General features: G+C 46.3%; 27 protein-coding genes. 13 read left to right on the top strand and 14 right to left on the bottom strand.

Translation table 11 applies throughout. The annotated features are described in order from the left end of the window. Window positions 1-5 precede the first annotated feature (5 nt). From NLX78_RS12425 to NLX78_RS12405, 5 genes are all read left to right on the top strand, one after another. Entirely contained in the window at window positions 6-1,454 is a 1,449-nt protein-coding gene (locus NLX78_RS12425; protein ID WP_039271645.1) for a SulP family inorganic anion transporter, read from the top strand. 219 nt (window positions 1,455-1,673) lie between these two features. Continuing rightward, window positions 1,674-2,339, top strand: coding sequence for an amino acid ABC transporter permease (locus NLX78_RS12420; protein ID WP_039271644.1), 666 nt, complete (start codon window positions 1,674-1,676; stop codon window positions 2,337-2,339). Further along, window positions 2,320-2,997: an amino acid ABC transporter permease gene (locus NLX78_RS12415; RefSeq protein WP_250266856.1), complete on the top strand. Its 678-nt coding sequence runs from the start codon at window positions 2,320-2,322 to the stop codon at window positions 2,995-2,997. The genes NLX78_RS12420 and NLX78_RS12415 overlap by 20 nt, the downstream gene beginning before the upstream one ends. Before the next feature lie 18 nt (window positions 2,998-3,015). Beyond that, window positions 3,016-3,771: an amino acid ABC transporter ATP-binding protein gene (locus tag NLX78_RS12410; protein WP_254350554.1), complete on the top strand. Its 756-nt coding sequence runs from the start codon at window positions 3,016-3,018 to the stop codon at window positions 3,769-3,771. Between the two features lie 18 nt (window positions 3,772-3,789). Continuing rightward, window positions 3,790-4,665, top strand: a complete 876-nt coding sequence (locus tag NLX78_RS12405; protein WP_069290583.1) for a cysteine ABC transporter substrate-binding protein — start codon at window positions 3,790-3,792, stop codon at window positions 4,663-4,665. A 154-nt stretch (window positions 4,666-4,819) separates the two neighbouring features. On the opposite strand, the gene NLX78_RS12400 is transcribed toward NLX78_RS12405, so the two are convergent. Further along, window positions 4,820-5,089 (bottom strand): helix-turn-helix domain-containing protein, encoded by a 270-nt coding sequence (locus tag NLX78_RS12400; protein ID WP_254350553.1) that lies wholly within the window; start codon window positions 5,087-5,089, stop codon window positions 4,820-4,822. Between the two features lie 141 nt (window positions 5,090-5,230). Continuing rightward, entirely contained in the window at window positions 5,231-5,473 is a 243-nt protein-coding gene (locus NLX78_RS12395; protein ID WP_235306563.1) for a helix-turn-helix domain-containing protein, read from the bottom strand. 167 nt (window positions 5,474-5,640) lie between these two features. Here NLX78_RS12395 and NLX78_RS12390 point away from each other — a divergent pair, with 167 nt between their 5' ends. Beyond that, on the top strand, window positions 5,641-6,000 hold the full coding sequence (locus NLX78_RS12390; RefSeq protein WP_254350552.1) for a hypothetical protein: 360 nt from the start codon (window positions 5,641-5,643) through the stop codon (window positions 5,998-6,000). A 245-nt stretch (window positions 6,001-6,245) separates the two neighbouring features. Beyond that, on the top strand, window positions 6,246-6,353 hold the full coding sequence (locus tag NLX78_RS12385; protein WP_254350551.1) for a putative metal homeostasis protein: 108 nt from the start codon (window positions 6,246-6,248) through the stop codon (window positions 6,351-6,353). A gap of 418 nt (window positions 6,354-6,771) precedes the next feature. Here NLX78_RS12385 and NLX78_RS12380 read toward each other — a convergent pair whose 3' ends face one another. After that, the gene (locus NLX78_RS12380; RefSeq protein ID WP_254350550.1) at window positions 6,772-8,004 is read right to left on the bottom strand and encodes a PHB depolymerase family esterase; all 1,233 of its coding nucleotides are present in this window, start codon (window positions 8,002-8,004) and stop codon (window positions 6,772-6,774) included. Between the two features lie 423 nt (window positions 8,005-8,427). On the opposite strand from NLX78_RS12380, the gene NLX78_RS12375 reads away from it, so the two are divergent. Both NLX78_RS12375 and NLX78_RS12370 read left to right on the top strand, forming a co-directional pair. Further along, the gene (locus NLX78_RS12375) at window positions 8,428-9,912 is read left to right on the top strand and encodes a phytoene desaturase family protein (RefSeq protein WP_254350549.1); all 1,485 of its coding nucleotides are present in this window, start codon (window positions 8,428-8,430) and stop codon (window positions 9,910-9,912) included. A gap of 25 nt (window positions 9,913-9,937) precedes the next feature. Next, complete coding sequence (locus NLX78_RS12370; RefSeq protein ID WP_254350548.1) at window positions 9,938-10,552, top strand: TetR/AcrR family transcriptional regulator; 615 nt, start codon at window positions 9,938-9,940, stop codon at window positions 10,550-10,552. A 28-nt stretch (window positions 10,553-10,580) separates the two neighbouring features. Here the strand turns inward: NLX78_RS12370 and NLX78_RS12365 are convergent, their stop codons facing one another. The 3 genes from NLX78_RS12365 to NLX78_RS12355 form a co-directional block, all read right to left on the bottom strand. After that, a complete protein-coding gene (locus NLX78_RS12365; protein WP_254350547.1) occupies window positions 10,581-11,663 on the bottom strand; it encodes an SMI1/KNR4 family protein in 1,083 nt (360 codons plus the stop codon). After that, entirely contained in the window at window positions 11,611-11,925 is a 315-nt protein-coding gene (locus NLX78_RS12360; protein WP_254350546.1) for an SMI1/KNR4 family protein, read from the bottom strand. The genes NLX78_RS12365 and NLX78_RS12360 overlap by 53 nt, the downstream gene beginning before the upstream one ends. A gap of 106 nt (window positions 11,926-12,031) precedes the next feature. Further along, window positions 12,032-12,394, bottom strand: coding sequence for a hypothetical protein (locus NLX78_RS12355; protein ID WP_254350545.1), 363 nt, complete (start codon window positions 12,392-12,394; stop codon window positions 12,032-12,034). Between the two features lie 290 nt (window positions 12,395-12,684). Between NLX78_RS12355 and NLX78_RS12350 the strand changes: the two genes are divergently transcribed. Continuing rightward, complete coding sequence (locus NLX78_RS12350; RefSeq protein ID WP_254350544.1) at window positions 12,685-14,322, top strand: DUF6138 family protein; 1,638 nt, start codon at window positions 12,685-12,687, stop codon at window positions 14,320-14,322. Here the strand turns inward: NLX78_RS12350 and NLX78_RS12345 are convergent. Both NLX78_RS12345 and NLX78_RS12340 read right to left on the bottom strand, forming a co-directional pair. After that, on the bottom strand, window positions 14,312-14,671 hold the full coding sequence (locus NLX78_RS12345; RefSeq protein WP_254350543.1) for a DUF7716 domain-containing protein: 360 nt from the start codon (window positions 14,669-14,671) through the stop codon (window positions 14,312-14,314). The genes NLX78_RS12350 and NLX78_RS12345 overlap by 11 nt on opposite strands. Further along, on the bottom strand, window positions 14,652-15,311 hold the full coding sequence (locus NLX78_RS12340; RefSeq protein ID WP_254350542.1) for a hypothetical protein: 660 nt from the start codon (window positions 15,309-15,311) through the stop codon (window positions 14,652-14,654). The genes NLX78_RS12345 and NLX78_RS12340 overlap by 20 nt, the downstream gene beginning before the upstream one ends. Before the next feature lie 109 nt (window positions 15,312-15,420). Here NLX78_RS12340 and NLX78_RS26730 point away from each other — a divergent pair, with 109 nt between their 5' ends. Then, entirely contained in the window at window positions 15,421-15,522 is a 102-nt protein-coding gene (locus tag NLX78_RS26730) for a putative holin-like toxin (RefSeq protein ID WP_219728090.1), read from the top strand. Window positions 15,523-15,735: 213 nt separating this feature from the next. Further along, entirely contained in the window at window positions 15,736-16,275 is a 540-nt protein-coding gene (locus tag NLX78_RS12335) for an SMI1/KNR4 family protein (RefSeq protein ID WP_254350541.1), read from the top strand. Between the two features lie 122 nt (window positions 16,276-16,397). Here the strand turns inward: NLX78_RS12335 and NLX78_RS12325 are convergent, their stop codons facing one another. The 6 genes from NLX78_RS12325 to NLX78_RS12300 form a co-directional block, all read right to left on the bottom strand. Then, window positions 16,398-16,958: a hypothetical protein gene (locus NLX78_RS12325; RefSeq protein WP_254350585.1), complete on the bottom strand. Its 561-nt coding sequence runs from the start codon at window positions 16,956-16,958 to the stop codon at window positions 16,398-16,400. Further along, the gene (locus NLX78_RS12320; protein ID WP_254350539.1) at window positions 16,942-17,187 is read right to left on the bottom strand and encodes a hypothetical protein; all 246 of its coding nucleotides are present in this window, start codon (window positions 17,185-17,187) and stop codon (window positions 16,942-16,944) included. The genes NLX78_RS12325 and NLX78_RS12320 overlap by 17 nt, the downstream gene beginning before the upstream one ends. Before the next feature lie 73 nt (window positions 17,188-17,260). Next, window positions 17,261-17,890 carry a hypothetical protein gene (locus NLX78_RS12315; RefSeq protein WP_254350538.1) on the bottom strand — a complete coding sequence of 210 codons (630 nt, stop codon included), beginning with the start codon at window positions 17,888-17,890 and terminating at the stop codon, window positions 17,261-17,263. Next, window positions 17,881-18,024, bottom strand: a complete 144-nt coding sequence (locus NLX78_RS12310; protein WP_254350537.1) for a hypothetical protein — start codon at window positions 18,022-18,024, stop codon at window positions 17,881-17,883. The genes NLX78_RS12315 and NLX78_RS12310 overlap by 10 nt, the downstream gene beginning before the upstream one ends. Before the next feature lie 106 nt (window positions 18,025-18,130). Continuing rightward, complete coding sequence (locus NLX78_RS12305) at window positions 18,131-18,775, bottom strand: immunity 50 family protein (RefSeq protein WP_254350536.1); 645 nt, start codon at window positions 18,773-18,775, stop codon at window positions 18,131-18,133. Between the two features lie 39 nt (window positions 18,776-18,814). Then, a complete protein-coding gene (locus NLX78_RS12300; RefSeq protein ID WP_235306547.1) occupies window positions 18,815-19,252 on the bottom strand; it encodes a hypothetical protein in 438 nt (145 codons plus the stop codon). Window positions 19,253-19,587: 335 nt separating this feature from the next. Between NLX78_RS12300 and NLX78_RS12295 the strand changes: the two genes are divergently transcribed. Then, window positions 19,588-21,237, top strand: a complete 1,650-nt coding sequence (locus tag NLX78_RS12295) for a DEAD/DEAH box helicase (RefSeq protein ID WP_254350535.1) — start codon at window positions 19,588-19,590, stop codon at window positions 21,235-21,237. Window positions 21,238-21,384 lie beyond the last annotated feature (147 nt).

Here is a 21,384-nt window from a genome sequence, read left to right as displayed (position 1 = left end):
ACAGTATGAATCTTAGACAACAATGGTTCGGTAATATCCGGGCTGATATACTTGCGGGCATGACCGTGGCGCTAGCACTAATTCCCGAGGCGATTGCCTTCTCGATCATTGCGGGGGTTAATCCCATGGTGGGACTGTACGCCTCCATCTCGATGGCAATTGTCATCTCTTTTGCAGGTGGACGTCCGGCCATGATCTCGGCAGCAACCGGGGCCGTAGCTGTACTGGTCGTTGGCCTGGTGAAGGATCATGGCGTGGAGTATCTGTTTGCAGCTACCATTTTGGCAGGAATCATTCAAGTGCTGCTGGGTGTTTTGAAAATAGGTCGCTTTATCAGCTTTATTTCGCAGCCGGTTATGACCGGATTTGTGAATGCGCTGGCGATCCTCGTCTTTATGGCGCAACTCACCCACTTTCATGGAGCTAATTGGATCATGTACGCGATGGTAGCGGGGACGCTGCTCATTGTGTATATTTTACCGAGATTTGTGAAAAGCATTCCTGCTCCATTGACGGCAATCATCATCATGACGATCATTACGTATGTATTTGGATTGAATGTGAAAACGGTAGGAGATATCGGTACGCTAACCAGCTCGCTGCCTTCATTCCATTTGCCGCAAATTGAGTGGTCGTGGCACACTTTGCGGATTTTGTTGCCGTATTCCTTTACGATGGCACTGGTTGGACTGCTGGAATCGCTGCTGACAGCCAGTATTTTGGATGAAATGACCGAAACGAAGAGCAATAAAAACCGGGAAGCCCGCGGGCAAGGGATTGCCAACTTTGTAAATGGCTTTTTTGGTGGTATGGGTGGTTGTGCCATGATCGGACAATCCGTCATTAATGTCAGCTCAGGTGGAAGAGGGCGTTTGTCCACTTTTACGGCTGGGGTATTCTTGGCCTTTCTGCTGCTCGTGCTTGGCGGGGTTGTAAAGGAAGTACCAATGGGTGCATTAGTAGGAGTCATGTTTATGGTGTGTATCGGAACCGTAGACTGGAAATCGCTCCGAAACATTGCCAAGGTACCCAAGGCGGACACGTTTATTATGGTGGTCACGGTGATCATTGTGGTGGCTACGCATGATTTGTCCAAGGGCGTGATCGTAGGCGTACTGCTGAGTGCTCTGCATTTTGGCTGGAAAATGGCTAAAATTCGCATCAGCGCAACGGAGAACAACGACGAAAAGGTGTACCATGTCAGGGGTCCGATGTTTTTTGCTTCAACGACTCATTTTGTCGATCATTTCGAACCTTCGGATGATCCAGAACGTGTCGTGGTGGACTTCAGTCATTCTCATATTTGGGATCACTCCGCAGTTACTGCCATCGGCAAGGTGTTGCAAAAGTATACGAAATCCGGCAAATCCATCACCCTGCGGGGATTAAATGAGGAGAGCCGTTTAATTGTAGAGAAGCTCGGCGGCCCTCTTGTTACCGAGCCGCTCGTATGATGAATCGTATAGCATAAATCAAAGCTTGAAATGAAATTTATTCATTTCAAGTTTTTTTTATTTATTTCTGAAATAAAGTAACACTTTTCTTCCTGAACCATAAATAAATATGACAAATTTTCATCAAAGTATTGACGTAATAATTGGGCAGGAATACAATCGTTGTTATTAAGCAGAGCAAGTACATAGGAATAATTGAAAATCGAAAGGTATACACATATGAACTTAGACTGGGAGTTTATTGTAGAGAGCTTGCCGTTATATGGAGAAGCTATGTGGTTGACGTTGAAGATCGCCTTTTTTGCTATTCTATTTTCATTAGTCGTCGGTTTGCTGTGCAGCACAGTACTGTATTACAAGGTAAGGGGAATTAGCGGCATCGTTGTTGCCTATATTGAGCTTTCCCGAAATACGCCGCTGCTTGTACAGTTATATTTTCTGTATTACGGGTTTACGAAAATAGGTCTGCATATGAGCGAAATGACGTGTGCCATCGTGGGCATGACCTTTTTGGGCGGGGGTTATATGGCTGAGGCGTTCCGTGGGGGAATGGAAGCAGTGAGCAAAACCCAGACGGAATCCGGGCTGAGTCTCGGACTGTCCAAGATACAACTGGCGAGATATGTTATTTTGCCACAGGCTTTTGCCATCAGTGTTCCGTCTCTGGGAGCGAATGCGATTTTTCTGCTCAAGGAGACCTCCATTGTTGGCGCCATTGCTTTATTAGATCTGATGAATGTGGCAAAAGACCTGATCGGCATGTACTACAAAACGACAGAATCGCTAATTCTGCTGGTATTGGCATATCTCGTCCTGCTGTTACCTTTGTCGATACTGCTGACGTGGGTGGAAAGGAAGGTGAGATATGCTGAATTCGGGGATTAATGTGCTCTTTGAAGGTTCCAATTTCGAGCGTCTATTAGGGGGATTACTGGTTACGCTGGAGATTGCGTTACTTTCCATTATTATCGGTACTCTACTAGGCATTTTGATGGGGTTGCTGCGCACCTTAAAATCAAGACCGATTCGGTTTGTGCTGAAATTATATTTGGAGACATTCCGCATTATTCCAATTCTGGTGTGGTTGTATGTTGTATATTTTGGATTTACTCCTTTGTTGAATGTGAATATCAGCGGGGAATTGACAGCAATTATCGTATTCAGCCTGTGGGGAGCGGCCGAGATTGGTGACATCGTTCGTGGTGCATTGGAATCACTGCCCAAGCATCAGGTGGAATCCGGGCAAGCATTGGGTCTGACATATGGACAGTTATACCGCTATGTGCTCATTCCCCAGGCGGTGCGCCGAATGCTTCCCGGTTCTATTAATCTGGCGACACGGATGATCAAAACCACTTCATTAGTGGTGCTGATCGGTGTAGTGGAAGTGGTCAAGGTCGGGCAGCAGATTATTGAGCTTGGTGTAATCAAGGCGCCCTCGGCATCCTTCTGGGTGTATGGCTTTATTTTCATATTGTATTTTCTCGTATGCTATCCGTTATCCAGACTTTCCAAAAGATTTGAACGCAGATGGCAAAATTAGCAGGATGGGGTGGATGTCATGGGAGAGGCTGTGGAGGTTTTACTCGAAATTCGAGGGCTGCACAAAAGCTTCGAAGACCGAAAAGTACTGCAACAGATTAATCTGGACGTAACGAAAGGGGAAGTCGTGGTCGTTCTCGGTCCTTCGGGATGTGGAAAAAGCACGCTCCTCCGATGTCTCAATGGTCTGGAACCAGTCCAGAGTGGAGAAATCCGTTATAGAGGGCAGGACCTGACGGATAAGAAAGTGAATTGGCGTGAGGTGCGGCAGCATATCGGAATGGTGTTCCAGAACTACGAGCTGTTTCCGCATATGACGGTCTTAGAAAATATATTACTTGGCCCGCTTAAAGTTCAGCGGAGAAGCAAGCAGGAGGCACTTGAGCAAGCGGAGCAGCTATTGGAGCGAGTGGGTCTGCTGGATCGCAAAGATGCGTATCCGAGACAATTATCAGGTGGGCAAAAGCAACGGATTGCCATTGTGCGCGCCCTGTGTATGAACCCAGAAATTATGCTCTTTGATGAAGTCACCGCATCCTTGGACCCGGAAATGGTCAGAGAGGTACTGGATGTCATGCGAGAGCTGGCACAGCAGGGCATGACCATGATTATCGTGACGCATGAAATGGGATTTGCCAAGTCGGTAGGGGATCGTATCGTTTTTATGGATCAAGGACAGATATGCGAAATGACTACGCCACAGCAATTTTTTACCCAACCGGAAACAGAGCGTGCCCAGCACTTTCTGGATATATTTCAGTACGAAACGATATAAACAGGGGGATGAATACAGATGAGAAAAGGAATGAAGTTCACGACGTTATTACTGGCTTTGAGCTTGCTGATTGTTGGTTTGGCGGGATGTGCAGGAGGCGGAAATACCAACGGTAGTTCAGGCTCGGCTAAATTTGCTTCGATTGAGGACATTAAAAAGAATGGCAAGATTCGAATAGGTGTATTTGCAGATAAGCCGCCTTTTGGCTACGTGGATTCGGAAGGGAAGAATCAAGGCTTTGACGTCTATATTGCGAAGCGGTTTGCCAAAGATCTCTTGGGTGACGAGTCCAAGGTGGAATTTGTTCTGGTGGATGCTGCCAGCCGGGTCGCCTATTTGGAATCCAACAAGGTAGATATCATCATGGCTAACTTTACGGTGACGGATGAGCGTAAGGAAAAAGTCGATTTTGCCAACCCGTATATGAAATTATCCTTTGGCATTGTGTCGCCTGATAGCGCTCCAATCACCACGATTGACCAATTGAAGAATTCGGATCAGAAGCTGATTGTCGCAAAGGGAACAACGGCTGAAACCTATTTCACGAAAAATTACCCTGATATCAAGCTGCTTAAATTCGATCAATATACAGAAATCTTCTCAGCCCTCAAAGACAAACGCGGGGCTGCCATTGCCAACGATAATACAGAGCTGATCGCCTGGGCAAAGGCCAACCCTGGCTTTACCGTAACCATCCCGGCCTTTGGTGGTCAAGATACGATTGCACCCGCAGTCGCAAAGGGAAATAAGGAGTTATTAGACTGGATCAACAATGAGCTGGCTACATTAGGCAAGGAAAACTTTGTGCATCAAGCCTACAAGGACACATTGACCTCTGTTTACGGAGAAGGCTTTACAGATCAACTGGTCGTAGAGGGCGGCAAAGTGGATTAATCATAGTATAAGTTGCTTATTAATTATAAAGAAGCGTTGGGCTTGCTGTCCCAACGCTTCTTTCATTTGGGGAAAAGGGAGCACGGGCAACTACTTATTTAGTCATGGAGATGTCCGCTGGGCCAATAGTAATCTTCATTCTCATGTTACAGTCTCACTGTTTCTCCATTCCATCTTCGGAGATGTATTCTATAATATCAGCAAGAGTAATAGTCCTTGAAAATCTTCGTTGGTAGGCAATTCTGTTCAAAGCATCCAAGATATGGACAAGTGTTTCTAATTCAAGTCTTTTGGTTTTGCCATTTACCATATCTATTACGGTAGCCGGACGTATTTTTGCTTCTACTGCCAGTTTATTTCGGGAAATATCAAGTTCTTCTAAAATATCGCCAAGTTTAAAATGATATCTCTCATGAATATTCATGATAAAAAATACTCCTTTATCAGTATAGATTCTAGTTACACGTACTCTGAAATAATGATAACGATTATGCTAAATAACAAGGAAAAAAATATCCCTGCCAGGGCAGAGATATAAGGTGCAGCGGACTATTCTGTGAATGTATCAGTGTTTCTCTGATTCATCCTCAGGTATATATTCGAGAACATCATGTAGGGTTAATGGACGACCAGAGAGCCGAATCAGTGTTTCCATCACGGTATTAAATGTTTTAAATTCGATTCGCTTGGATGTATTGTTACACATCTCATAGATGGTATTAGGCCTGATTTTTGCCTCACGAGCGAGAGCGTTTTTAGTAATCCCGATTTCTCGAAGTAATTCTTCAAGTTTAAAAACAATTCCCATACATACACCTCATTATAGAAATTTAAATAGAAATAGCATTAACTATTGAAGTTTATCTTTAAAGGATATAAAATAACTACAAAGGTTAATCTTGAAAAGTTATAAAATTTACAAATCTAATCTTTAGTAAAGACCGATTTAATAGATGTGAAGGGAGCTAAATCTAAATGAACAAAGGCAATTTTGAAAAAGTAAGTGTCATTCTTGGTCCCTGTGATCTTCCGCATATGTATGAGCTTTTTGAAGGCTATCTGATCAAGGACCGTTACGTCATGATGATCGACAATAGCGTGCTTACTCTTCGACATGTAAAAAAGGAAAGGCATTATTCGCATTTATATGTTGATGGTGACACGGGAGGAATCACTCTTGCAAGACATGTACAACGTGAAGACATAGATGTGATTACTGAGTTGGTCGAACGATTGCGCAACATGGATGCATTAAGTTTTCTTACAGATGAACTGTTATGGAACACATGTCGGGAAGATATAGACTTTGACTTAGTTCGGAATAAAGGACTATGAAAAATGGCGAACGTAAATTCTGATTCGAATTTTTGTTCTCGTTTTACTTATATAATGTAACACAGAAGCGTAAAAGGGTGAAATGGACACTGCCGTAATAAAGATACATACTTCCCCCAAAGCTCTTGCATGCTAGTAGATTTCATTATATAATCTTAAATGATAATGAGAATCATAATCATTAATAACAGTCTTAGGTGCATGCTCCCAATACGAGCCTAAGTGAATAGGATGGTGATGTACACATGGCTAAAGCAGATGTGGCAACTGCCAGAAGACAGCTTCGGAGTCCGAACAAGGTAACTCGCAGACGAGCTTTGAGAACGATCAAAGCTGTGAAACGCGCGAAGTAGCAGGTTCCAAGTTAACTGCAAATGGCAATACCAGTGTCAAATTTTTCAGTCTCCTCGTTTTGATATTGCACCTGCCTTCCTGATGGTGGTACACAGGAAAGTAGGTGTCTTTTTTTGAATAATAAAAAGCGCCAGGCGGGTATCGAACCGTTCTGGCGCATTATTTGGAGATATAAAAAAACCAAACTTAAAATGAACATAAAAACGGAGTAGACGGAATAGTGCTGTACAAGCGAAGCGATCGCTTTAAAAGCTTTCCGTAGGAAAGCGCGCTTCGGAAGCATCACCTCCCCGGATTACTACTCTATAAAAGGCTTTGTTCAAGAAAATCCGGGGGCGGTGGCGATGGGAGCACTATCCGACTGTGTAGTGGCACAATATGAAACTTTTAAGTTCGGTTTTAATACAAAAACTACATTTATTTCTTTTGTGCAAACAACCATTCAATCATATCCTGATTTTGCAGAGCCGGAACCCAGGAGAAGTGTCCTGTAGGTTTGATAATCCCTGCTTCGTATTCAGTGAAGTGAATGAGGTTTCCGTTTTGTGCTTTAATGGCAGCGACCATTTCTTGCGAGTTTTTAGGACTTACTGTGGTATCGTCTGCAGCATGGAAGGCCCAAATCGGAACGTTTTTCAATGCCTCGACGTGTGTAGGTTCAACAGGCGCATACATGTTAACGGCTTTTTCATAGTTGGTCAAACCGGCAATCGGCACACCTGCGGCGAACAAGTCCAGATTTTTTTCCAACAATCTCCACGTTCCCATGGCTCCTTGAGAAATACCAACAATATAGATTCGGTTGGTATCGATCGGGTATTTTAACGCCGTATCACGTACCAAATCGGCTACAGCGCTGTTGCGTGGCTCATCCGCCCAAATGAATTTATGCTCCAGGTCAATCGGGCTTTGTGGAGCGATGACGAAGGATGGGTGTTTGGCTTGCTGCTCAGGAGAAGCCCAAGTGACAGCACCAGCATTCGCTAACAGGTTGACTCCGTTTCCATCACCGCGTTCGCCGTTTCCGTGCAGGAATACAACCAACGGGTAGGTTTTGTCAGGCTCTACCTTAGGCTCAAACGTAAAGTAGTTCAGCTTGAAGCCTTCTTTATTTTCAAAGGTGTTTTTTTGGAAATCGTCCACGATTGGTGTAATTTTATCCGTTGCTTTTACAGTCTGTGTAGAGGCTGGGATGACTGTTTTCTTTGAAGTTGCAATATCTTTCTTTTGACTAATCGTATAATTCAACGTGTTGATGCGGTTAACTGCGCTTGTTGCATCGTAAGTAAGGGTACTTGCATTTTTATCTTGCGTATCCAGCTCAATCACGACATATTTACCATGAGTACTGCGGTTGGTGATGGCTCCAGTATCATTGGTATATACACCGGTTACGGTTCTGTCTGTATATACATCATTGAGTACAGATTGAACCTGAAAGCTGGACGTGGATAAGGATGCCCCGTCAATATTGGTGCTGTATTTCAGTACGACAGCAGAAACGACTTCACCCAAAGGCTGTACCTGAGTAAGCAGGGTAGCCTGTGGCGCTGGGGCATCGGCTGCTGCGGCAGAGCTGGAGGATGGGAAAAAGATCGTAAGCAGGAACACGAAAGATAATAAAACAAGGGCAAAACGTCTTCTTTGCATGAGATTAATCTCCTTTGGTGTCATTTTTTAAAGCGCTTACTACATGTTCGGGATGGTTGACTGTATGCTGTGGAATTCATACAAATCAAAAAAAGGCAAACTCCGGGTACACGTGTGTACTCGGGTTTTGCCTTTTCAGTAACAATCCCACTTGAAGGATAGCACCTTCATTGGAATCTGACAAGTGAAAGCGCTACATTTTTAGGTGTTTTTTTAAAAAAAGTTTTACTTTCGTTACGGAGGATTCTACAAAAATCCTTAAAGCAGCTTGCAATTAGAAGTGGATATGTCGAACTCATGGTATTCATCTATAGCAGGAAAACCAAGTCATAGGGGCTTTTCAACGGTAATATTGTGGTATATAATCTCCTTAACTTAACAGTGTTAACTTATATAACGATGTTAACAAAAGGGGATGAAATCATGAACCCATACGATGTTATTGTCATCGGTGCAGGACTGGGTGGCTTGTCCTGTGCAGCAAGACTTTCCGCGCTCGGTTACCGAACAGCTGTTTTTGAAAGCCATACTTTGGCTGGTGGTTTCGCAACTGAATTTACAAGAAAGGGATATACCTTTGATGTCTCCTTGCACGGTGTCGGCGGACTCGAGGAGGGCAGCTTCGGTCGGCTGTTAAAGGACTGCAATGCGGACCAGCGAATTGTTCCTCTCCGCAAAAAGCACCCGTACTCCATTCGTTGGGAAGGACAGACCATTGATATTCCGTCCGATGTTCAGGAGTATGTGCAGCTCCTCAAAAATATGTTTCCTGCTGAGGTGTCAGGCATTGACAGTTTATTCGCGGGCATTCGCCGTTTTGAAACAGGCTTTTCTGCTTTTTCTACTCTCACTTCCTGGCGCAAGGCGGTTGGCCTGCTTAAAGCAGGAACCTTCTTCCGCTGGACGCAAATGACGACCTGGGAAGCTATAAGACAATTCGGGTTGTCTGAACGATTCACGGAATTTTTTACCGCGCTGTGGGCCTATTATGGATTGCCTCCAAAGCGGCTTGCGGCCTTGTATTTTTTCATTCCCTGGATCGGCTATCATTTGGAGGGGACGTATTACATTGAGGGAGGTGCACAGGCTTTATCCAATGCATTGGTTGACGCTATTAAGTCAGCGGGAGGAGAAGTTCACCTGCGCAGTCAAGTATCTGAGATTATACTCGAACGCGGTAAAGCAGTTGGAGTCCGTCTGAAAAAAGGCGATGTATATAAAGCCAACTGGATTGTGTCTGGTATCAGTCCCCATCATACGTATGGCCGCCTACTGGAAAACCATGATGCTGCCCGTCGTGAGCTGGAAGCTGTCAGCAGTCTGGAGACTGGCACATCTCTCACCCAGCTATATCTGGGATTATCATGTGAGCCTCATGAGCTTGGCATCACCGAAGAAGACTTAATCCTGTGCAATGAGCCGGATTCGGAAACGGATTATGAAGTTATGATGAGCGGCCAGTATACCAAAGGCAACTGGATGCTCACGAATTATAACGCCATGGACCCTAAGCTTAATGAACCGGGAAAGGGTGTCATTGCAATTACATTTTTGGACAGATTGGAGAACTGGCCTGCCGCACGTCCCGAATATAAAGCCAAAAAAGAAGCCGTGACACAGCAGATACTGGGATGTCTAGAACAGCTGTATCCGGGTTTTCGCAGCAAGGTAGTGGTGGCCGAGTTGGGCACACCGCGCACGATGCAGCGTTATACCGCTAATCCCGACGGGGCCGTTTATGGCTACGCACAAACGGTCCGGCAGTCCGGTATAAAAAGACTGAAGCACAAATCAGCCGTGAATCGTCTATCATTGGTAGGGGCCTGGACACAGCCTGGGGGCGGGTTTCAAGGGGTTATGAACTCGGGTATAATGGAAGCTGATCGTATCGCCGCCAAATTGGGGTAGGCAGAAAGGGCAAGTACATCTACTCATGAAACATATCAAACGCCGAGAACGTGAAAGCAGTGAGATCCGCCGGAAAATCATTGAGGCCGCCCGGATGCTTTTCCTGAATCAAGGATATGCCGAAGTCTCCATGCGCAAAATTGCGGATCAGATCGAATATTCACCAACAACTATTTATCATTATTTTGCCAATAAGGAAGCCGTGGTCCGTGAACTGCTGGTAGAAGGAAATACCTTGTTCCTGCAGGCTCTTCAGCAGCGTGTGGATGAAGCACAGGCAGCGGGATTGAACGCTCTGGACACACTGAAAACGGTATCTGATGCGTATGTTCGTTTTGGAACGGCTAACCCGGAATATTACAACATCCTGTTTATCAGCAACCTGGAATCTGTAAGCTTGGTCAGCCTTATAGACAGTGGGCGTTTTAAAGGCTTTGAGCTGCTTGAAACTGGGCTCAAAGCCGCTATGGAGGAAGGCTGCATCATGCAAGGAGATGAGCGCCTGATCGCCAGATCCGTATGGAGCATGCTGCACGGATTGACTTCTTTGCTCCTGAATTTTGAACTTCCTATGGCAAAATCCAATGATGAATTGATCGCATTCACTATAGATACTTTCCTCAGGGGGTTAAGCCGCTGACGCAGCGGCTAACTTTCTTTACCTCGCATCACTGTACATGCGAATCCGCGTCTGAAAGCTGCTTAAGCACGGCTTCAATGCGACGTTTATCTTTTTTGAGCATAACGAGCTGCAAAGAAGCAAGAAGCAGATCTGAGATATTAGCCCAAGCGTCTGCTTCCAGAGCGGGAAGAAGATCCCGATGAATCATGATATCCAGCGCCTCCGTTGCAATTTTCTGATGAAGCTCGCTATAGGATAGCCATTCAATCAACTGCTCAGCTGTAGGACGGGAGTGCGCGAAAAGTATTGCCCAGCCATCCACCGGATGATTAACTTTATCCCGCATCCAGTTAACGATCTGTGGTGAACGAAAATGCTGTAGCTGCCCATTAGCGGTGTATCCTTCTAATCTGTCTTCTGCAGCCGGATCCTGTAGCAGGTGATTGTAAACACATACCAAGCCTTCCTGCTCGGGTAGGCAACGGGCGCTCAGATAGGCACGTGTGGATGCAAATGCACCCTTAGCATGTAGGGTATTGTTTTGAGCTAAAGATGTCCATGCTTGCGCGGTTTCCGGTTCCCACAAGGAGCGGACCCAATTAGCGGCCCCCATCCCCGCAGTCTCCCCTACCAAAACGGCCCAAGTAGAGAATGGAACCTGGCTATGCTGAATGTTCTGCCAGTGCTGCTCCCAGGCAAGAAAAATATCCTTTGGATCATAGGCTTGAAAAGCCTGCAACACAGCAGGATGATCTACGCCATGCATGGTGGTGTAATGGATCAGCGTCTCCAACGACTGTGCATCCTCTAGTTTCATCGTGCAAAACATGTTCAACCAGCGTAGCCAGAGTTGTAGTGGTGGGCTGTTTAGCTGAATGCCATGCGCATCGGCCACTTTAAACCAATCCCATAGCCATAGCCATAGCCCATGCAAGGTGAGCATGGTGTCTATATAGGCAGGTAGATTTTCCGCAAGCAGCGTGAACTGGTCCAACTCGTGATGATAGCAGAACACCGCTGGCTCTGTAGTGGATGTCGCCATATCAAGCAGTATCGGATCACCCGCACCATTATAATTAAGGATCAGATATCGTTGCTCGTCCGCTACCGAGTCGGGTTTCTTCCCCATAGGATGTAAAATAGCTAATATACTCATGATTCCAGCCAAACTCTCCTGTGATATCGTTTAGAATACTCTGTTCTTGTTCAAGATCATTGCTGTTTTTATATGAACACTCCGGTCCATCCGCTACAATACAGTGTGGGGGGAGGCACCATAGTAAATTTAAGCTGCCACACCGCTGTATTAATTCAGACAGGGAGGCAGGCAAAGGCATCCGCAGCCGTTCCTCCAGCTCAGTTAGTTCACCTGTAGAAATCCCCTCGTCCATTGGTATACCACATCAGGCATCCCACTTTGTCTCAGACGATCAACGACTTGTTCCAGTTTTTCTAAGGTTTGTGCAAAATGTACTGTCATTCGTATTCGTCCTCCTCTTACTCTACAACCCGACAATGCTCTTTTTGCAAGAATGCTAGAATTTCATCACGAAGTGCTATCGCTTTCGGTTCATAAATGATCGCCACTTCGCGTCCATATGCATAGTTAAAACGCACGTATCCGCCTAGAGTCTGAAGAAAAGCCATGCAGATATGCTCATTTTCAATCCATAGGTTTGAGGAAAAATGCTGTTTAAACCGCTGAGCCAATGCTTGTATGGATGCCGGAGCGAAATCCAGGGTTTGCTCGTTCGGATGGGCTGGATTGTAGGCCTCGGTCGTATCCGGGGGATTAAACAGTAGGAATGTTGAGGCTTTGTCTGGGCTGACAGGTTCGAAATAACGGGGAAATGGTTCCATCTTTCCGAATTCATCCCGTAAAATATGTTCCAGTGTTTCTGTGAATGGGACTTGAACATCTAAAGTCTTCGTAGTAATGATCTCCGAGTGTCGTGGCAGCCACCGTCGTATGTTGTGTGGAAACCCAATACATATAGGATGCACCTGCTTTCCGGCACTCTATCTATAGGGATAGAGATCAAAAGTAAATGAGAGATATGCTATAATTAGGAAATAAAATAGTTATAGATTAGTCTATCTTAATTCCATAGGAACTACAATTTGTGAGGGACGAAGGAGGAACACATCTTATGACAACATCAGGGGTACAAGCCTACATAGATCCAATTTTTGAGGCGATTGATGAGGCGTACGCTTCTGAGCAAAAGCGCATCGCCGAATTCCAAATCAAAAGTGTCCTTCACGAAGGGATTCATGAATACTTAAAAGTTACCTGTAAGAAGGATGGGCTGTGGGTGGATACCTACGAACCGTTTGATTGGGATCATCGTAGACCGGACATGGAAGTTTCTGGTTTTACGGAGGGGGTAACACTGCAGCAGATTCAGGACGAATGGATGCCTGTGTTTAGGGAACGGATAGAGGCGCTATTTAATTCGGAAGAATTCAGTTCCATGTTCTTTCGTTATCGGCTGGATTTTCATCTGGAAGTGTTCTTGGAGAATAAGGCCAATTATTTTACATTCTCACTCCTAAATGAAGATAAACGGCAGCAACTGTTAGCCACTATCCAGCAGTTTGTGGAGCAGAAGCTCAACCCCTCTAGTAAAGCTATCCCGAAGGAAGAGGACGATTTCTTCTTAGTGAGGCACTTGCTTGATCCTCATTTGTACGCTATAGATGCCCAGCGGGTGGATGAGTTGCTCCATATAATGGATGCCAAAGTGAAGGTCAGCCGCAAGCGTGAGGAAGCATGGAGGTATCAGCTCAGCAGTGGCTTAAAGCATTGGGCTGAAGATGAATTTTTGCTGAAGTATGCGGATCGGGAAAAAAGCTATGGGTTGGTTTATAAAGTGAAGCCCGATATTCTCCCTTCGGAAATTCCCGCGCCAGCCATGGAGATGTTCCTGCTTACCGCGATGCGGGTGGGTTCGACCGATGCCGATGCACGGCAGAAATATTTGGAGATTGCTGCACAGCTAGGCTCGGAGCAGGCTTCCGTGTGGCTTGAGAGCGGATCAGGAAGCATCCCAGCGCTACATACAAGCGAGCGAGTCATCTGCCAAGCCAATGATATTTTGCAAACATTGGAGGTTCAGATTCGTTCAGAGGAAGAAGAAAGCTATAGACAAGCACTTGTATATTTATGCGATATTTTAAAGAAGGGCTTTACCAAGGAATATCGGATGAAGTTCAAAAGCAAGGTGAAAAACTACCTGCCTATACCCAAGTTGGCTAAATCTACGTTACATCGTTTCTTCGCCAATGCACTTGAGTATCCGTCGCTGCATCCGTTGCTGGCTGAATATGCCGAAACCGTGATGGAAGAATTCAAATGGTATAACGATGTAGAGCCCGGTGAAAAGTCGGCGATGCCGGGAACCTATGCGGTAATGGGATTAGGACTGAAAGGAACGAACTATTTCCCATTAGTGAATCGTTATATGAAGCTGGTGGACAGTGAGCATCAGTCCGTACAGGATGGTTACGCGGCTGCTTTTGCCGAAGCGCATGGGCTAACACCTGACACGATCCCCGTTTGGACGAGGATTCTACTGGCAAGCAACGAGTCTGCCAAACCCCTGAAGTCATCCGGAATCGAAACTGTAGAGCAGGCACAGGTACTGGTGGAGGAGCTTGAGAAGCTGGAGGACTATGAACAAGAGGTGCTTGTTTATCGTATATGGGGTGGCGCGAAGAAACTAAAAAACAGCCTGAAGCAGGCTGTCCCTGAGGTGAAAGAGTTGCTGGAGACGCTTATTCCATAAAAGCATCATATTCATGATAATATCGCAGTCCCTGCGCAATGCGTTCAATATCCGGCTCGCTTCCGCTGTGGCGTAACACTTCAATGACATCCTGTACAGTCGCCACCTCCAGCCAAGATTGCACGTGATGGTCTGGCAGAGATGCAGGGATACTTTCATCACGATGATTGGTGACGGTGAGACCGGCATCCTCCAGCTCCCACAATTCTTCCTCGGGAATGATGCAGTAGGTAGAATTGAGCGGATTACTTTGAACACGTTCCAGATTGGCAAATACCCATTCATTGATTTCTGTTTGGTCAACGGCATGGACCAGTGCTTCAAGGCTGTCAAAAGTTTGTATGCTCATGTATGGAGGCTCCTCTCTTAGCCGGTGGCTTATGCTGTAGCTTTTGTAATATCTTTAAGATGGCCTGGCGATTCTTCGCATCCTTAATGTACTTGGGAATGGAATGGGAAGCCGTACGCATCATACCGGATGTAGGCTTTTCCCGCAACTCGGCAGAGATATAGGAGAGCAGGTAATTCAGGTGTATCCGGTTAAGAGCCCAGACAGGTTTACCCCGATAGTAATCAAGGAAGTACAGCTGGAGCTGGAAAATAGGGTCTTTTCCGTTTTGGATCACGTCCGTATGCCATTCGCGTGATTGAACACGATGCACCGGAACCTGATTGCGTGTCTCACAGTGCGGACAGTTTATATTCGTATTTTTATGGAGTTTCGTTCGGTCATCATGGATTTCGATATTAAAATACCGCTCGCAATGGTTGCATACGCCGCGTGCATAGAATGTATAAGATTCTGGCTGCTGATACGTGTAATAACAATGAGAGCATCGAACAACGTAATAACATTCTTTTTTGGATTTGGAAATAAAAGCTTGGCCCTGACAACGGGGACAGTGAACAGCTACTTGTTCTCCTCTCCGGATCACGGCGGCAAAGTCATATTTATATCCATGTTCATCTTTGAAGCGCTTTTGCTCCATATTCGTTCCTCCTTTTCGGAAAGAGCGTAAAAACGTACATTTTATGATTCATATGTTATAATATTCCTCAACAACAGAATGGCTTAGATGGGCGGTCGGCTAGTCTCCTGTGAGGGAGGTGAGGCCTGTGGAGGTTAAAGACACCTTAATGTTGATGATTCAATTCGCAACGTTGGTGATTCTGATTCTTTCCTTCCATAAAAAGAAATAGACCGCCCGTGGTAGGAACCGGTCTATTTCGAATACCGTGAACTTGCAGCCACCGCCCTTAAAAGCGGCTGTTGCCAAAGAGTGAGGATGTTGACGCATCTTCACTCTTTTTTAGAATATACATCTTATTCCCATTTTAACACTTGAAAAAGACCTTTTCAATGTGCCTAAGAGCGAAAAGGTGAATAAAGATGCGCGAAAGGAGAGGGCGAGCATGAGCATTTTTACAGGACTACAGCGTCCGCAATTCCAGGCCTACTATGATGAGGAATTTCTTATAGAGCATTGTTTTGAAAATGGTATGGGCTTTCCGCCTTCTTATATAGATTATGTCAAAACTCTTGGTTACGGGCGACTATGCGGCTTATGGAACATTCATATTCCTCTTGGTGATCACCCGGATTCATGGCTCCATCGTTATCATGATTGGCGGGCTTGGTTTTATGATTTGCTGGAGTCAGAAGAGGTTTTACAAGAAGCGGTGCTGGAGCCAGATGGTTTTCCGGAGCTTTTGGAGCATGCGGTCCCTTTCGCTTCCAGTGGAGAGGATGACTTGCTGATCTGGGATATTCAATCGCCTGATGAACGGGGGGAATTCCCAATCTATGCTTTGAATCTACGCACATGGGGCAATTTTCGGTATGCAGCCTCGGATTTGTATAGCTTCATCGAAGCGTTGGTGGATGAAGAGCGCGTGAAGTCGGTATTAGGGACAGAGCGTACACTATTCCCTTATACATTCGAGCCTTTTTAACAACGCTTTTTTGAATCTACCATACAGTGCGCAGATCACCTGACATACCGCAAATCGGCCGTCATGCGTGGGAATAACAAAAATATCGCCTTCCCGATGCTTGATTCTCTTGAACACCATCGTCAGACCAGCTCTTCCTGAATGATCTCTGTTTTTAGACCTTTAGCGCTGGTAATCGTAATGCTGTTCGCATCATAGCCGTTCCGCTTCGCATCTTCAAAATCGCATCGTTCGCCGTTGATCAGCTCTAACTGTCCATTCTCATCCACATCGTCTGCAAACTCGTCATCCCAATCCACATTATAAAAAACGGTCAAGCTTACCTTGAAAGTATCTTCACCATCTTCGTCCAGATAGGGCAGCAGGGGAGTGCGATTGTTCTGTTGTTCCTTGGTATAAACTTCGCATAGCAGAGCATCGTAACCATGGCGGGTTCCATCAAAAATCACGATTTGTTCACCTGTGACTGCATCTTCTGCAATAATGAGCTGGGGTGCAAATTCAGTTACAGCGATTAGCTCGTCCATAAGCTCTCCATAATAAAAAATGTGGAATTTCGTATGTCCGGCCTGTGAACGGAGCTTACCTGTCCACTCCTGCTCAACCCATGTCTCCGGGTTTTCGGGTACAACCCAACCTTCCAAATAAGCCGGTCCCCATTTAGGATTATGTATTTCTGTAATCAGTAGGCCTCCCTTTCTGCTCGTTGAGTCGTTCAATTACCTGGTTAAAAAACGTTGTGAAGTCTGTTGCCACCAGATACAAATGTCCACATTGGTCCTGCTCTGCAATATCATAGTTCAGTTTGTCATCATAAGCATGAAGATGTGTGCGGTCCCAGTAGTACACATACGGGGTGTATTCATTACATATCAGAACGTAGAAATTGTCGCCCGCATCTGCACCAATCAACAAAGCGTTCTCGACATGATTGATTTCATCCAGAAATTCATCATTAATCGCTAGTGGGGCATCATTTGTGAGATCATGTCATAGATAAGGTGACGATTTTGTTGTTCTCATCCACATCGACCTTCACATTCACTCCCAGCTTGTCCTTAAACAGCTTGCTGATATTGATATATTCATCCTTTACCGCACGGCTTGATCTACCGGTTGTGCGAGTCATCCCAGCGGTGATGATGGAACGGACGTATGTTTTATCGAGCTTGGCTTCGGGATTATAGGTATAAATGATCTGTTCCTGCTGATTGTAATAATGGGTTAATTCCGTGTAGTCGTTAGCATTCTCATACTGCTTTTCCTCACGCACATACTCAGGATGGTCCATAGTGTAGTGGACTCCCCCGTCGAGGAAAGGATTTTCCTTGGAGGGTCGGAGTTCATATTGTCCGTAGGCTAGTTGAAACAGATACTCTATGCCTGAGCCCTTCGCCTGATAGTAGAGCTGACGATTGTCCCCTTTTTTATCTATAGCGGTATAGCTGCTGATTAAAGGCCAGGCATCATACTTTTTATCCTTTACCTCAATGGCAAGCTTGTAATGTACAAGCACCTTTTCATTTTGAAATAATCCAAAGCTGCTCATAATAAAATAGGCAGGCACACATATAATTCCGATAATCAATATGAATATAAATATTCTTACACGCATAAGTAGAGTGATTCTCCTTTGGTTGTCGATGATGTGGAAAGCTCCCGTTTGGCAGATGCACCGAATTCCTCATGCTCTACTAATTGTTTCAGAGCATGTTGTGCGAAAGGCATGCTTTTATGTGCGCGAAGCAATGCAAAAGCGGCCTCCTTGACTAAGATATATGTATCACTGCGGATCAACTCTCATGTCTGTAGCTCGATAAAGCTTCTTCCGGTCCGCCACCCTCCAGCTTCCTGTTTATTCATTCAGTTCCTTAATCTCTGCGCGGATACCTCTGCACAGAAAGCTACCTGACAGTCCCGACAAGGCATCGATATCAACGACCATGTCTGCTTCTTCATAGCGGAAATCAAGCTGCAAGATGATGTTTTCTGTTTCTACAGGAGTTAATACATGTTCTTTGGTTTCCATAAATGTAAAAGTCACTGCATAGCGTGGGACGTCTTTTGCTGGAGCTTCAGGGATTACAGGTGCCTCAGCCGAAGGCTCCAGATCCGGTGATTTAGGGACAAGAACGCTAGCGTAGGATAGCTCAATCGTCAGCGTAATCTGGTCTTTCGTCATATTAGCAGCCGTAATTCGGTCATAATGAAAGGGAGGAAAATAGCCGAGCTTTTCAACAATGCTGTCTGCTCCTTGAATAGAAACGGTTGGAGAGAAAGCCAGTTCCAGTCCGATGGACCCTGCCAGTTGGTCTTCATATTCTGGATTGATACGTACAAGGGCTTGTTCCGGCTCTGCTTTCAAAATCGTGCCTATAAAATACTGTTTGCCATGGATCAGAACAATATCATGCGGAACGAACGGCAACGCTCCCCCGGCTTGATAATGAATGAGATATTCGTTCTCTTTTTTTTCAACCTTTTGAACTTGAATTTGCATAAATTGCAGCCTCCTAGGGTTAATGGTATGGCGGATTGTTTAAGTGTGTGGTAAAGGGAACGGAGTCCACGATTGAAAAACATACTTCATATCCGGGGTATCCTGTTCGAGCATAAATGGAACAATATCCATAATAGCGCGTGCTTTACTGCCAGCATAAAAGTTACGCGGGCTGTGTAGCAGCTTGTGTGCCTTTAACCACTGGCTCAGCTTCATCATAACGTCTTCGACGATTGCTTGGTCGATATTTTCATAAACGTCCTGACGGATTGAAACGAGCATGCCGCAATGATTAGAAGATTGGCACATGGGGTCATTGGACAAAAGAATGTACACTTCCGGCGTTGTCCCTTTGTTATAGGATGATTTGATACTGGGAGCCTCGATAGCTAGCATCAGCGGAATCAATTCATCATCGGTTACAATGCGGAGCAGCTCTTGCAGGTTGTTAACCACAAGCATCCATCCTTTATTCATGAATTACCAATTCTTATACCATAATATATGACATGAAGATCGAATTCACCTTTTACATTGACTGTGGTACTGTTCATTAAAATCGTTTGGAAACCAGTTCAACTTCGCGTATACTAGGAAAGTCATACATGGAACGGGCCTGAGCCGCATGGCGGCCGTATGTTGGTTACATGAACAGATTCAACGATAACGGATAAGCTCCCTTCCTGAAAAGGGTAGAATGAGAACCGATACAAAAATGGGAATTCTGAACTATGGAACGATAGATGTCATATGGCACATGAACCTATTTTACGTGACACATATTGAATACAGATAAGGGAAGTGAATACCACTTGAAGAATTTTGCAGCATTAGGCGTAGAGCAGCATTGGGTAGAAGCCTTGAAAGAACAGGGAATTTCATCCCCAACTCCTGTACAGCAGGAGTCGATTCCACTGTTGATGGAAGGTCAGGATGTTATCGCCGAGGCACATACGGGAACCGGGAAGACGCTTGCGTTTTTACTGCCGATTCTACAAAAGCTGAATTTGGATAAGCGACACCCACAGGCGCTCGTGATTGCACCTACGCGTGAACTGGCGCTCCAGATTACGGAGGAAGCAAAATGCTTGGCTGCTACGGAGCCGAACCTGTCATTACTGGCTGTATATGGAGGACAGGACGTAGAGCGTCAGCTTCGTAAACTGAAAGGCGGCGCACAACTGATTATTGGTACACCTGGGCGACTGCTGGATCACCTGAGACGTGGCACGCTTGATCTGGGTGGCATTAAAATGCTGGTCCTGGACGAAGCCGACCAAATGTTACACATGGGCTTTTTGAACGATGTGGAGACGATTCTTCAGGAGGTTCCTTACCGGAGACAAACGATGCTGTTTTCCGCTACGATGCCAGCCGGTATTCGCAAGCTGGCTCGTGTATATATGAACGAACCCGTAGATGTCAAAGTGAAATCCGCTTCTTCCGTTCCGGTGAGCCAAATCCGTCAGGTCGTTGTGCAAACAACAGACCGTGGTAAGCAACAGGCATTGGTGGATATGCTGAATACAGATCGTCCGTACTTGGCTGTTATTTTCTGCCGTACGAAGCGACGGGCTGCCAAACTGAACGAAGAGCTGCAAGAGATGGGCTTCGAGAGCGGTGAGCTTCACGGAGATTTGTCCCAGAACAAGCGGGAGCAAGTGATGAAGGCATTCCGGGAAGCGAAACTCCAATTGCTCGTAGCGACTGATGTAGCTGCACGCGGCTTGGATGTAGAAGGCGTCACGCATGTCTTTAACTATGACATGCCGCAGGATGCCGAAAGCTACATCCACCGCATCGGGCGTACCGGCCGTGCCGGAGGCAAAGGCGTGGCGGTGACGCTCGCTACACCAAGGGATGTTCCAGAGCTTCGGAACATCCAAAGAGTTGCTGGTGTCACATTCACCAGCAGTGAGGGCGGCGGACAGCGTAGACCTGCTTCCGATACGGCTGATCGGCAGGGTCGAGAACGCCGCTCGGGCAGAAACGACCGCCGTTCCTACGGCGGCAACGACTCCGGCGGTGGGCGCCGGGGCAGCGGCCGCGAACAGGCGGGCCGTCGTGATGCCACAGGCGGCGAACGTCGTTCTAGCCGCGGCAGTAGCGAGCGTGGCGGGTATGACCGCAGTAGTGACGGTTCTGCACGCGGAGGCCAAGGCCGCTCGGCAGGACAAAGCAGCGAGCGTGGCGGGTATGACCGCAGTAGTGGCGGTTCCGCACGCGGAGGTCAGGGCCGCTCGGCAGGACAAAGCAGCGAGCGCAGCGGATATGACCGCAGCAGCGGCGGTTCTGCACGCGGAGGCCAAGGCCGCACGGCAGGACAAAGCAGCGAGCGTGGCGGATATGACCGCAGTAGCAGCGGTTCCGCGCGCGGAGGCCAAGGTGGCCGCGGTGGACAAGCCAAAGGCGGCCCGCGTGGTGGTCAAGGACAAGGAGGCCGTCGCGGACGGTCCAGATAGTTAAAACAGGAGTATTCTCATAGAATACTCCACTATGGTTATTACAATAGCCCCGGGGAGGCTCATCTTCCGGGGCTATTGTAATCTTCATCCATACCGCTGAAGGAGCGGCACCATAAGATGACATGAGTAGCGGAGCTACCTTGA

It is taken from the genome of Paenibacillus sp. Lou8.1, assembly GCF_024213565.1.
Lineage (GTDB): Bacteria > Bacillota > Bacilli > Paenibacillales > Paenibacillaceae > Paenibacillus > Paenibacillus polymyxa_B.
Note: the sequence above shows the minus strand (reverse complement) of the source record. Positions and strands in the feature narration are given on the sequence as shown.

Bases quoted from the DNA above. Each gene is read 5' to 3' on its own strand.
- NLX78_RS12425 (WP_039271645.1), top strand. From the start codon at position 6: ATGAATCTTAGACAACAATGGTTCGGTAATATCCGGGCTGATATACTT.
- NLX78_RS12420 (WP_039271644.1), top strand. From the start codon at position 1,674: ATGAACTTAGACTGGGAGTTTATTGTAGAGAGCTTGCCGTTATATGGA.
- NLX78_RS12415 (WP_250266856.1), top strand. From the start codon at position 2,320: ATGCTGAATTCGGGGATTAATGTGCTCTTTGAAGGTTCCAATTTCGAG.
- NLX78_RS12410 (WP_254350554.1), top strand. From the start codon at position 3,016: ATGGGAGAGGCTGTGGAGGTTTTACTCGAAATTCGAGGGCTGCACAAA.
- NLX78_RS12405 (WP_069290583.1), top strand. From the start codon at position 3,790: ATGAGAAAAGGAATGAAGTTCACGACGTTATTACTGGCTTTGAGCTTG.
- NLX78_RS12400 (WP_254350553.1), bottom strand. From the start codon at position 5,089: ATGAATATTCATGAGAGATATCATTTTAAACTTGGCGATATTTTAGAA.
- NLX78_RS12395 (WP_235306563.1), bottom strand. From the start codon at position 5,473: ATGGGAATTGTTTTTAAACTTGAAGAATTACTTCGAGAAATCGGGATT.
- NLX78_RS12390 (WP_254350552.1), top strand. From the start codon at position 5,641: ATGAACAAAGGCAATTTTGAAAAAGTAAGTGTCATTCTTGGTCCCTGT.
- NLX78_RS12385 (WP_254350551.1), top strand. From the start codon at position 6,246: ATGGCTAAAGCAGATGTGGCAACTGCCAGAAGACAGCTTCGGAGTCCG.
- NLX78_RS12380 (WP_254350550.1), bottom strand. From the start codon at position 8,004: ATGCAAAGAAGACGTTTTGCCCTTGTTTTATTATCTTTCGTGTTCCTG.
- NLX78_RS12375 (WP_254350549.1), top strand. From the start codon at position 8,428: ATGAACCCATACGATGTTATTGTCATCGGTGCAGGACTGGGTGGCTTG.
- NLX78_RS12370 (WP_254350548.1), top strand. From the start codon at position 9,938: ATGAAACATATCAAACGCCGAGAACGTGAAAGCAGTGAGATCCGCCGG.
- NLX78_RS12365 (WP_254350547.1), bottom strand. From the start codon at position 11,663: ATGGGGAAGAAACCCGACTCGGTAGCGGACGAGCAACGATATCTGATC.
- NLX78_RS12360 (WP_254350546.1), bottom strand. From the start codon at position 11,925: ATGGACGAGGGGATTTCTACAGGTGAACTAACTGAGCTGGAGGAACGG.
- NLX78_RS12355 (WP_254350545.1), bottom strand. From the start codon at position 12,394: ATGGAACCATTTCCCCGTTATTTCGAACCTGTCAGCCCAGACAAAGCC.
- NLX78_RS12350 (WP_254350544.1), top strand. From the start codon at position 12,685: ATGACAACATCAGGGGTACAAGCCTACATAGATCCAATTTTTGAGGCG.
- NLX78_RS12345 (WP_254350543.1), bottom strand. From the start codon at position 14,671: ATGAGCATACAAACTTTTGACAGCCTTGAAGCACTGGTCCATGCCGTT.
- NLX78_RS12340 (WP_254350542.1), bottom strand. From the start codon at position 15,311: ATGGAGCAAAAGCGCTTCAAAGATGAACATGGATATAAATATGACTTT.
- NLX78_RS12335 (WP_254350541.1), top strand. From the start codon at position 15,736: ATGAGCATTTTTACAGGACTACAGCGTCCGCAATTCCAGGCCTACTAT.
- NLX78_RS12315 (WP_254350538.1), bottom strand. From the start codon at position 17,890: ATGCGTGTAAGAATATTTATATTCATATTGATTATCGGAATTATATGT.
- NLX78_RS12305 (WP_254350536.1), bottom strand. From the start codon at position 18,775: ATGCAAATTCAAGTTCAAAAGGTTGAAAAAAAAGAGAACGAATATCTC.
- NLX78_RS12300 (WP_235306547.1), bottom strand. From the start codon at position 19,252: ATGAATAAAGGATGGATGCTTGTGGTTAACAACCTGCAAGAGCTGCTC.